We start from the raw sequence: 11217 nt of genomic DNA, 5'->3' as shown, positions 1-11217 counted from the left end.
CCGCTGTCGGCTCACCGACCGCGTCGCCGCACTGACCGCACTGACCGCACTGACCGCACCGCCGTCCGGCACCTCGGGTGCGAGCGCCCCCTCAGCCAGCCAGCTGCTGCCGTCGGCTCAGATGCAGGACAGCCGTGACTGCGCCCAGTCCGCCAGGGCCGTCGACGAGAACGGTGTGTGGGGCTCGACGACCAGGCGGATCGTCTTGCGCCCGGTCAGGCCGACCCGCACGGGCACGGCCGCGTCGCCGCCCTTGATCATCGGTGAGCGCCACAGCGGCACCCCGTCGCCGTACACGGAGAAGCGCACCTTGCCGAGGCCCATCGTCATGTCGTCCACGCCGACGAGCGCCTCGTAGGCGGAGCACGTGCGGTTCAGGTCGATGGTGACCGAGGAGCGGCCGTGGACGGTGACGCCGTGGCCGTAGCGCTTGTCGGCGATGGACATGCCCCAGCGCTGCCACACCCAACTGCTCTCGCCGAGCCGCATCTCGGGCTTGGTGCCGTCGCCGTTGAGGCCGTACTCCAGCTGGTTCCACTGGAACACCCGCGGTGCGGGCGGCGGTGGTGGCGGGGGCGGCGGCTTCGGCGTCGGCTTGGGCGGTGTGGGCGTCGGCTTCGGCGGCGGGGGCGGCTTGGGCTTGGGCTTCTCCGGGGGCGGCTTCGGTTTCGGGGTCGGCTTCGGTGTCGGCTTGGGGGTGGGTTTCGGCGTCGGCTTCGGCGGGGGCGGCGGCTTGGGCTTCGGAGCGGGGGGCTCCGGCTTGGGCGCGGGCTTGGGGGGCGGCGGATCGCGCGGTACGACGGGCGCGGAGACCGGCGCCTTCGCCTTCGGCGGGTCCTCCTTGGGCTTGGGGTCACCGGCGAGCGCGATCGCCACGGCGACCCCGGCCGCGACCACGACACCCGCCGCGATCCCGGCCTTCGCGGGCGCGCCGAGCCCCTCGGACGCGGCCGCGCCCCGGCCCCGGCCGAGCCGGCCCCGCCCGCCGCGGCCCCGGCGGCCCCCGCCGCACCCGCGCCCGCGACGCCGCCGCCGACGAGGGCGGCGACCTTCGCGTACCCGGCGGCACCGAACCAGCCGATGACGGCGATCGGCACGACGGCGGGGATGCTGCTCGCGACTTCCTTGATCTGCCCGGCGGCGACCCGGCAGTCCGCGCACTCCTCCAGATGCTTGCGCAGTCCGCGCTCGGCACGGGTGCGCAGGCCGCCGCGGGCGTAGGCGCCGAGCCGGTCGGCGTAGCGCGCGCACTCCTCGCTCTCGGTGCGCGTGGCGCTCACATGGGCCTGGAGGTAGGCCTGCTTGAGGCCTTCGCGGGCCCGGCTCGCGAGCACACGGGTGCCGTTGGCGTCCAGGCCGAAGAGGGTGGCGACCTCGCTCGGGGACTCTTCCTCGACCTCCGTGTGCCACAGGACGGCCTGCCAGCGCTCGGGCAGGCTGCGGAACGCCTGCATGGCCAGGGACTGCTCGGCCTCGTGCATGGCGCGCACGTCCGCGCCGAGGTCCAGCGTGTCGTCGTCGGAGACTTCGGAGCCCCGGGCGGCCTGCGCGGCGAAGACCGCGAAGTCGTCGACCAGTTGCTCCCGTTTCGCGGACTTCGTCCACCCGGCCGCGACGCGCCGCACCGTGGTCAGGAGATAGGCGCGCACCGCGTGCTCGGGGCCGGACCCGGAGCGCACGGCTCCCAGCATCCGGGCGAACACCTCGGCGGTGAGGTCGTCGGCGGTGTGGGCGTCGCGGCAGCAGGTGCGGGCGTAGCGGCGTACCGATTCGGCATGTCTGCGGTACAGCTCGGCGTAGGCGGAGTCGTCGCCCGCGCGCATGCGCTCGATGAGGTCGGCGTCGGACGGCGGGACGTCGGGACCGATGCGGGGAGGGGGCAGCACGGACTCCGTGCCCCCGGCGGAACCGCCCGCGGAGCCACCGGCAGGACCGGTGGGACCACCGGCCGCGGGACCTGCTCCCGCAGCCTCCGACCCGCGCTCCCGCTGCGTCGGCACACTGGGGTCGGGCCCGGCCGCCCCGGACCCGCCGGAGCCACCGCCTGTCGAACCGCCCGCCGGATCACCCGCGGCGCCGGAGCCCGCGGTCCCACCACTGCCACCGGGACCGCCTTGGTTCGGCACCTGCCGGGGAGGAAGCCCGCTCGACTCACCCCCACCGGGGGTGGGCTCGTCCCGCCCGTCAACACTCATCGCGGAAAGCCTCCGCATGCACACTCGGACCCGAACACCGGGCAAGAGTGCCACACGGTCGCGCTCCATCGAATAGCGAAGACGAGCAACCACCCGTCCGGGGCGCGTTCCCGCAATGGAGCACTAGCGTTCACTCATTCGGGGAATGCTCAACTCCCGTGAAAAGTACGGGAGTTGAGCGTTCAGAGCCCGTCGGGGCCCGAATGTCCCACGTGAACGGCTATGCGGGCCGGGACCGAAGCCCCTCGAGCAGGATGTCGAGCAGCCGCGACGAGGCCGCCGCCTGCTGCGCGGCGTCCGGCAGCGAGGGCGCCGCCGTGGCTATCACGAGCAGCACGTCCGACACGGTCACGTCCGCGCGCAGCTCACCGGCCGCCCGCGCCCGCTCCACGAGCCGGCCGACGACCTCGAGCAGCGCCGCCGCTCCGGCGTCGTCGCTCTCCACCACCGGCGCCGGCCGCTGCTCCACGAGCCGCAGATCGGGCGCGGACAGCGACGTCACCTGCCGCTGCTGCGGCACCCGGGCCTCCGCCGAGCCGACCGTCCCGGCGAGGCTCGCCGCTCCCGTCGCACCCGCGGTGGCCTCGGCGCCCTCGGCGTCCGTCTGCACCCGCAGCACCTGCGGCGGCAGCAGCCGCCCCGCGCCCGACGCCACCGACGTCCGCAGGAAGCGCGAGAGCGCCGACCACGGCTCGTCCTCCTGGCCGAGCGCCGCCCGGGCCTGTTCCGTCAGCCGGGAGGTCTCCTCCTCGGCTATCCGTCGCACCAGTACGTCCTTGCTGGGGAAGCGGCGATAGACCGTGCCCACACCGACGCGGGCGCGGCGAGCCACGTCCTCCATCGGTGCGCCGTACCCCAGCTCTCCGAATACCTCACGCGCCGCGCGCAGCACGTGTTCGAGATTCCGCTGCGCGTCCACGCGCAGCGGTGTCGAACGCGCTCCGTCTGCCAGATCGCGGCCGTTTCCGCTGGTGGCGACGGCAGCTGCCGACGCGGTCGCGGAAGTCCAGTGAGAGTCCTGAATGTGCATATACGTTCCCCCGGTAATGACGTCTCCCCCCGGAGACACTCCCCGCCATCGATGACCGGCGTGCGGGCGAAGCTCCTCCACGAGTCCGGCAAACCGGACCCGACGAGCGCATCCCCCGACACCCCGACGTCACACGAACATAGTTGAGCCAGAGTCAATTCAGAAGAGGTGGGTTCCGCACAGAGAGCCCCCCGATCGGAGTACGCACCGTTTCCCACCCGATTGCCCCCCGCGGCGCCACCCGGTCAGCACCCTCTGACCTGCGCACATTCCATCAGCCTCGGCAGCCGGGCGGCGCGGCGCCGACGGCGACTTCCTGTCATACAAATTGTCGAGCCTGTGGACAAACACGAAGTGCGGGTGCGTCATGGGATGGTGACGGAACCTGTGCGCATTCTCGTTGTCGGTGGTGGCTACGTCGGGATGTACACCGCGCTGCACCTCCAGCGGAAACTGAAGCCGGAGCTCAAGCGGGGCGCGGTGGAGATCGTCGTGATCTCGCCGGATCCTTATATGACGTATCAGCCGTTCCTGCCCGAGGCGGCAGCCGGTTCGATCTCACCGCGCCATGTCGTCGTACCGCTGCGCCGTGTTCTCGACAAATGCCGGGTGGTCGTCGGCGAGGTGCGCTCCGTCGACCACGCCAAGCGCACCGCGTCGTTCACCACGCTCGCCACCGTGGAGGAGGGCGCGGGACCCCTCGACATCACGTACGACGAACTGGTCCTCGCGCCCGGATCGATCTCCCGGACCCTGCCGGTCCCCGGCCTCGCCGACTACGGCATCGGCTTCAAGACCGTCGAGGAGGCCATCGGGCTGCGCAACCACGTCATCGAGCAGATGGACATCGCCTCCTCCACCCGCGACCCAGCCGTCCGCGACGCCGCCCTGACCTTCGTCTTCGTGGGCGGCGGGTACGCGGGCGTGGAGGCACTCGGCGAGCTGGAGGACATGGCCCGCTACGCCGCGCGGTACTACCACAACGTCAAGGCCGAGGACATGAAGTGGATCCTCGTCGAGGCGTCCGGGCGGATCCTGCCCGAGGTCGGCGCGGAGATGGGCAAGTACGCGGTCAGCCAGCTGCGCAAACGCAACATCGACGTACGCCTGGAGACCCGCCTGGAGTCCTGCGAGGACCGCGTCGCCGTGCTCGACGACGGCGCGCGCTTCCCCACCCGCACCGTCGTGTGGACCGCCGGCGTCAAACCGCACCCCCTGCTCGCCGCCACCGACCTGCCCCTGAACGAACGCGGCCGCCTGAAGTGCACCGCCGAGCTGGCCGTCGACGGCGCGCCGCACGCGTGGGGCGCGGGCGACGCCGCCGCCGTCCCCGACGTCACCGCCGACGAGCCCGGCAAGGAGTGCGCGCCCAACGCCCAGCACGCCGTGCGCCAGGCCAAGGTCCTCGGCGACAACATCGCCGCGAGCGTGCGCGAGCAGCCCCTCCACGAGTACGCGCACAAGTACGTCGGCTCGGTGGCGTCCCTGGGGCTGCACAAAGGCGTCGCACACGTCTACGGACGCAAGCTGAAGGGCTACCCTGCCTGGTTCATGCACCGCGTCTACCACCTCAGCCGGGTGCCCACCCTCAACCGCAAGTCCCGTGTGCTCGCCGAATGGATCCTGTCCGGCCTGTTCAAACGCGAGATCGTCTCCCTGGGGTCGCTCGAGCACCCGCGTGCGGAGTTCGAACTCGCAGCCGGGGGCGAGCGCCCGAAGGAGTCCCGATGACTCCCGAGACCTCCGACAGGAACTCCCCGGGCGGGTCCGGCGTCTGACGGATGTCAGTCCCGTCGGCCAGACTGGACGTGTGACCATGATGGGCGGGCACACCCACGACGGGCACACCCAAGAGAAATCGTCCGCTCCACGCCATGCTGTGTCTTCCCGGGAGGCGGCGCCGACAGCCGCCGCGCCACCGGCCGGACCCCCGGCCGCTCACCCCCGCCCGATCCAGAAGCGACACCACGAGGCCTACCGCAGTGAACTTCACGCGCTGGAGCGCCCGGCTCCCCGGAACACAGCGCCGCGCAGCGGCGCGCACCAAAGCCGGCGGTTCCCCGGCACAGCTGGGCGAGAGCTCCGTCCCCGCGGCCCGGGCCGAGCGCCTCGCGGACACGCGGAGCTTCGCGGACACGCCCGCCGGGGTCGACGAACTCCCGGCCCGTGAGGTCCTCGACCGCATCCCGGCCCTCGTCGCCCTCGTGCACGGCGCGGACCACCGCATCGCGTACGTCAACGACGCGTACACCACGGCGTTCGGCGCCCGCCCCGTGGGCGCCCCCGCGCGCGAGGCGCTGCCCGAGCTGGACGAGGTCGGCCTGCTTCCGCTCCTGGACCAGGTCCTGCGCAGCGCCAAGCCGCGCACGGTCAAGTCCCGCAAGGCGCCCGGCGGCCGGTCCTACACCTTCACGTGCACGCCGGTGTCGCTGTCGCTCGGCGGCTCCGCGGGCGACGGCTCCGGCGGTGTGCTCGTCTTCGCCGCCGACGTCACCGACCACGCCGAGGCCGCCGAACGCCTGCGCGCCAGCGAGCGCACCCAGCGCGAGACGGCCGTGACGCTGCAACGCTCACTGCTGCCCCAGGAGTTGGAGCAGCCCGACGACCTGCGCATCGCCGCCACGTACCAACCGGGCGGAACGGACGCGGCGGTCGGCGGCGACTGGTACGACGTGATCACCCTCGGCGGCGGCCGCACCGCCCTGGTCATCGGCGACGTCATGGGCCGCGGGGTGCGCGCGGCGGCCGTCATGGGCCAGCTGCGCACCGCCGTGCGCGCGTACGCCCGCCTCGACCTGCCGCCGCACGAGGTCCTTCAGCTCCTCGACGGCCTCGCGTCGGAGATCGACGCCAGCCAGATCGCGACGTGCGTGTACGCGGTGCACGACCCGAACGAGGGCAGCCTCGCGTACGCCTCGGCGGGCCATCTGCCGATCCTCGTGCGCGACGAGAACGGCACGATCCACCGCGCGGACGAGCCCACGGGCCCGCCGCTGGGCACCGGCGGCTGGCTGCACGCCTCCGGCTCCCTGCCGCTCGGCCCCGGCTCCACGGCCGTGCTCTACACCGACGGCCTGGTCGAGCGCCGGAGCGAGGACATCGACGAGGGCGTCGCCGCCCTGGAGCGCGCCCTGGCCGGGGCGACCGGCACGCCCCAGGTGGTGTGCGACCGCCTGATCCGTGCCCTGGGCGTGACCGCCGATCACGACGACGACGTCGCGGTCCTCGTCCTGCAGCAGCCCGCCCGCACGGGTGTGCACGCGGACCTGTTCCGCAACGCCGCCCTGGAGCTCCTCGGCGGTGTGGAGGCCGCGCCCCGCGCGCGGGCCTTCGCCACCGGCGTCCTCGCCAGCTGGCGCTTCCCGCCCGAGCTGCACGACCTGGGCGTCCTCGCGGCCAGCGAGCTCGTCGCCAACTCCTTGCAGCACGGCACCCCGCCGATGCGGCTTCGGCTGCGCCGCACCGACCGCCGCCTGATCATCGAGGTCACCGACGGCGACGACCACCTGCCGCGCCGCCGCCGCGCCGAGCCCGCCGACGAGGCGGGCCGGGGCATCGCCATCGTCGCCACGATCGCCTCGAACTGGGGCTCACGGCGCACGCCCGGGGGAGGCAAGGCGGTCTGGTGCGAGTTCGCGCTCCCGCGCGCGTAGCCGGCGGTTCCGCGGACCCCACTCCTAGCGGTTCCGCGGCCCCCACTCCTAGGAGTGCGCGGTCACGGTCTCCGGGGCGTCCGGCGCGCCCTGCGCCACCACGCGGCTCTTCTGCAGGTGCGGGTGGTTCTGCGCCGGGCTGAGGTGTCGGCCGAGGCGCAGCCCGAGCACCGTGATGCCGAGCGAGAAGAGCAGGAACGTCACGATGTACGGAGCGTGCAGCGTGGCGCCCATGGGCCCGCCCACGGCCGGACCGACCGCGAGCGCGAGCTGCTTGACCAGGGCGAAGGCGGAGTTGTACCGCCCGACCATGGACTCCGGCGCGAGGTCGGCGACCAGCGGCGCGACGGTCGGCGCGAGCATCGTCTCGCCGATCCCGAAGAGCGCGTACGTCGAGATGAACGCGGCGGTCGCCATGGCCTGGCTGCCGTGCCCGAGCCCTGCGTACCCGGCGGCTATCCAGGCCACGGCCCAGATGAGGCCGACGGCGGCGATCACCTGCGAGCGCTTGCGGCGCTCGACGAACCGCAGCACCGCGAACTGCGCGATCACGATGGCGCCGGTGTTGGCGGCCAGGGCGATGCCGAGCGTGGACGGGGATATCCCCGCGGCCTCGACGCCGTACGCCGAGAGGCCCGACTCGAACTGGCCGTAGCAGGCGAAGAACAGCACGAAGCCGAGGACGCACAGCTGCAGCATCACGCGGTTGCGGAATACGTCCCTGATGGTGCCGCCGGCCTGGGGCGTGGCGTCGGCGATGCGCGCCGAGCGGGGTATCCGGGCCGTCAGCATGATGCCGATGAGCACCAGGAAGATCACGGTCTCGATGGCGAAGAGCAGCGTGAAGTCACTGGGCCGCTCGTGCTTCACGATCTGGCCGCCGATGAGGCCGCCGATGCCGAGGCCCAGGTTCTGCAGGAAGAACTGGGTGGCGAAGGCGCGCGAGCGGGTGCCCGGCGTGGAGCACTCCACGATCATCGTGGCGAGCGCCGGCTGCATCACGGCCTGACCGGCGCCGAGCGCACCGGCCGAGAGCAGCACGAACGGCGCGCTGGAGGACAGGCCCAGGCTGAGCGCGCCGACGGCGGCGGTGGACAGGGCGACGACGAGCACGGGCAGGGGCCCGCGCCGGTCGATCGCGCGGCCCGAGAAGGGCAGCACGATCAGCGCGGCCACGGCGAACGCGGCGAGCACGAGGCCCGCGGTCACCGCGCCCAGGTCCCGGACCTGCGCCACGTACACGTACAAGAAGGGGACGGTAAAACCCAGACCGAACGCACTCAGCGCGTTGCCCACGTGGATCCGGCCCATCGCAGCGCCCATCGCCTTGTTCACTTTCACCTGCCTTAGGACTGAAGACTTCGAAGCTAAAGTTAGGATCTAAACAATACACATCGAAGGACTTCGACGGCAAGCGGGCCCGTGCCATACTGCGGCCATGGGCGATACCCCCGGCCCCACAGAGCCGACACTCGAAGAGCAGATCGCCGCCTACCAGCGGGAGTTCCAGGGCCTCGACCCCCAGGTCGAGAAGATCGTCTCGGCCCTCGGCCGCCTCAACCGCCGCATGAACGTCGCCTACGGCCGCCAGACCGCGACGCTCGGCATCAGCAACGCCGAGTGGGAGGTCCTCAAGGCCCTGGTCCTGTCCGGTGCCCCGTATCAAATGGGACCCGGCGACCTCGCCAAGCGCCTCGGCCTCACGCCCGCCGCGATGACCCACCGGATCGACCGCATGGTCAGCGAAGGTCTCGTCACGCGCGAGCGCGACGAGAACAACCGGGTGCGCGTCATCGTCGAGCTGACCGCGGAGGGCAGGGAGAAGTGGCTGGAGGCGATGCGCCTCGCCACGGTCTTCGAGGACGACCTCCTCCAGGACCTCACCCCCGTGGAGCGCGGCGTCCTCGGCGAGGTCCTCACGCGACTCCTGCGCCGGGTAGAGCACGCCCAGCCGGACGCGGGCGGCCGCCTCACCGACCTCGACTGACTCTCGGCTCCCTCTCTACAGAGGGGTGTCGAGCCTCCGACCGGCGAGGGTTGACAGTCGCCTGCCCGATCCGTAAGGTTCTTCGGGTTGCCGCCGAGCCGTAACGGTTCTGCGACAGCAACTCCCGCCGCTCACGCGGCCACTCAAACCACCTGCACGATCTCCCCCGGGGATGATTTCGGCACGCCCGAATTCATTTCCCTGATCTTGTCGCGACCGGAAACGGCCCGATTAGGAACTGCCGGGAGAATCCGCTAAAGTTTGAGACGTCGGAACGGCCCAACGGCCGGGAAGGCAAACCCGGTTGACTGGGAATCAGGCCCGAAAGGATCTGATAGAGTCAACACCGCCGGAAGGCCGAAAGGCCGGAAAGCGCCGAGGAAATCGGATCGGAACGGGAAGCCGGAAAGATCTGATAAAGTCGGAAACGCAAGAACAAAAGAAACACCGAAGGGAAGCGCCCGGAGGAAAGCCCGAGAGGGTGAGTACAAAGGAAGCGTCCGTTCCTTGAGAACTCAACAGCGTGCCAAAAGTCAACGCCAGATATGTTGATACCCCGACTCACTCCGGTGAGTTGAGGTTCCTTTGAAAAAGTCCTGCCCCTTGGGGTAGGCGCACAGCGAGGACGCTGTGAACCGGGGGATTATTCCTCTCCTGGTTCCGCTCTCGTGTGTGTCACCGGGATTACCCGGAAACATTCACGGAGAGTTTGATCCTGGCTCAGGACGAACGCTGGCGGCGTGCTTAACACATGCAAGTCGAACGATGAAGCCCTTCGGGGTGGATTAGTGGCGAACGGGTGAGTAACACGTGGGCAATCTGCCCTGCACTCTGGGACAAGCCCTGGAAACGGGGTCTAATACCGGATAACACCCCCTCTCGCATGGGAGGGGGTTGAAAGCTCCGGCGGTGCAGGATGAGCCCGCGGCCTATCAGCTTGTTGGTGAGGTAGTGGCTCACCAAGGCGACGACGGGTAGCCGGCCTGAGAGGGCGACCGGCCACACTGGGACTGAGACACGGCCCAGACTCCTACGGGAGGCAGCAGTGGGGAATATTGCACAATGGGCGAAAGCCTGATGCAGCGACGCCGCGTGAGGGATGACGGCCTTCGGGTTGTAAACCTCTTTCAGCAGGGAAGAAGCGAAAGTGACGGTACCTGCAGAAGAAGCGCCGGCTAACTACGTGCCAGCAGCCGCGGTAATACGTAGGGCGCAAGCGTTGTCCGGAATTATTGGGCGTAAAGAGCTCGTAGGCGGCTTGTCACGTCGGTTGTGAAAGCCCGGGGCTTAACCCCGGGTCTGCAGTCGATACGGGCAGGCTAGAGTTCGGTAGGGGAGATCGGAATTCCTGGTGTAGCGGTGAAATGCGCAGATATCAGGAGGAACACCGGTGGCGAAGGCGGATCTCTGGGCCGATACTGACGCTGAGGAGCGAAAGCGTGGGGAGCGAACAGGATTAGATACCCTGGTAGTCCACGCCGTAAACGGTGGGCACTAGGTGTGGGCAACATTCCACGTTGTCCGTGCCGCAGCTAACGCATTAAGTGCCCCGCCTGGGGAGTACGGCCGCAAGGCTAAAACTCAAAGGAATTGACGGGGGCCCGCACAAGCGGCGGAGCATGTGGCTTAATTCGACGCAACGCGAAGAACCTTACCAAGGCTTGACATACACCGGAAACGGCCAGAGATGGTCGCCCCCTTGTGGTCGGTGTACAGGTGGTGCATGGCTGTCGTCAGCTCGTGTCGTGAGATGTTGGGTTAAGTCCCGCAACGAGCGCAACCCTTGTCCCGTGTTGCCAGCAAGCCCTTCGGGGTGTTGGGGACTCACGGGAGACCGCCGGGGTCAACTCGGAGGAAGGTGGGGACGACGTCAAGTCATCATGCCCCTTATGTCTTGGGCTGCACACGTGCTACAATGGCCGGTACAATGAGCTGCGATACCGCGAGGTGGAGCGAATCTCAAAAAGCCGGTCTCAGTTCGGATTGGGGTCTGCAACTCGACCCCATGAAGTCGGAGTCGCTAGTAATCGCAGATCAGCATTGCTGCGGTGAATACGTTCCCGGGCCTTGTACACACCGCCCGTCACGTCACGAAAGTCGGTAACACCCGAAGCCGGTGGCCCAACCCCTTGTGGGAGGGAGCTGTCGAAGGTGGGACTGGCGATTGGGACGAAGTCGTAACAAGGTAGCCGTACCGGAAGGTGCGGCTGGATCACCTCCTTTCTAAGGAGCACTTCTTACCGAGTTCGCTCGGTCAGAGGCCAGTACATCAGCGAACGTCTGATGCTGGTTGCTCATGGGTGGAACGTTGACTACTCGGCCTGGTTCACGGGTCGGAGGCTGTAAGTACTG

General features: G+C 69.8%; 5 protein-coding genes, 1 rRNA gene and 1 pseudogene. 4 read left to right on the top strand and 3 right to left on the bottom strand.

Translation table 11 applies throughout. From position 1 onward, the window contains the following. Window positions 1-117: 117 nt before the first annotated feature. A pseudogene (locus AB6L24_RS23420) lies at window positions 118-2195 on the bottom strand (sigma-70 family RNA polymerase sigma factor). Window positions 2196-2415: 220 nt separating this feature from the next. Beyond that, the gene (locus tag AB6L24_RS23415) at window positions 2416-3225 is read right to left on the bottom strand and encodes a TetR/AcrR family transcriptional regulator (RefSeq protein WP_405658070.1); all 810 of its coding nucleotides are present in this window, start codon (window positions 3223-3225) and stop codon (window positions 2416-2418) included. Window positions 3226-3597: 372 nt separating this feature from the next. Here AB6L24_RS23415 and AB6L24_RS23410 point away from each other — a divergent pair, with 372 nt between their 5' ends. Beyond that, window positions 3598-4956 carry an NAD(P)/FAD-dependent oxidoreductase gene (locus tag AB6L24_RS23410; protein ID WP_405658067.1) on the top strand — a complete coding sequence of 453 codons (1359 nt, stop codon included), beginning with the start codon at window positions 3598-3600 and terminating at the stop codon, window positions 4954-4956. Window positions 4957-5207: 251 nt separating this feature from the next. Beyond that, entirely contained in the window at window positions 5208-6878 is a 1671-nt protein-coding gene (locus tag AB6L24_RS23405; RefSeq protein WP_405658064.1) for a SpoIIE family protein phosphatase, read from the top strand. Window positions 6879-6926: 48 nt separating this feature from the next. Here AB6L24_RS23405 and AB6L24_RS23400 read toward each other — a convergent pair whose 3' ends face one another. Continuing rightward, window positions 6927-8201 (bottom strand): MFS transporter, encoded by a 1275-nt coding sequence (locus AB6L24_RS23400; RefSeq protein ID WP_405658061.1) that lies wholly within the window; start codon window positions 8199-8201, stop codon window positions 6927-6929. A gap of 115 nt (window positions 8202-8316) precedes the next feature. Here AB6L24_RS23400 and AB6L24_RS23395 point away from each other — a divergent pair, with 115 nt between their 5' ends. After that, window positions 8317-8865 (top strand): MarR family winged helix-turn-helix transcriptional regulator, encoded by a 549-nt coding sequence (locus tag AB6L24_RS23395; protein ID WP_030362703.1) that lies wholly within the window; start codon window positions 8317-8319, stop codon window positions 8863-8865. Window positions 8866-9562: 697 nt separating this feature from the next. Next, window positions 9563-11088 (top strand): 16S ribosomal RNA (locus AB6L24_RS23390). The last annotated feature ends 129 nt before the right edge of the window (window positions 11089-11217 follow it).

The sequence above is a fragment of the Streptomyces sp. RK9 genome (assembly GCF_045070545.1).
In the GTDB taxonomy this organism is placed as follows: Bacteria; Actinomycetota; Actinomycetes; order Streptomycetales; family Streptomycetaceae; genus Streptomyces; species Streptomyces alboflavus.
Note: the sequence above shows the minus strand (reverse complement) of the source record. Positions and strands in the feature narration are given on the sequence as shown.

Coding starts and splice junctions, on each gene's coding strand:
- AB6L24_RS23415 (WP_405658070.1), bottom strand. CDS start 3,225: ATGCACATTCAGGACTCTCACTGGACTTCCGCGACCGCGTCGGCAGCT.
- AB6L24_RS23410 (WP_405658067.1), top strand. CDS start 3,598: ATGGTGACGGAACCTGTGCGCATTCTCGTTGTCGGTGGTGGCTACGTC.
- AB6L24_RS23400 (WP_405658061.1), bottom strand. CDS start 8,201: ATGGGCGCTGCGATGGGCCGGATCCACGTGGGCAACGCGCTGAGTGCG.
- AB6L24_RS23395 (WP_030362703.1), top strand. CDS start 8,317: ATGGGCGATACCCCCGGCCCCACAGAGCCGACACTCGAAGAGCAGATC.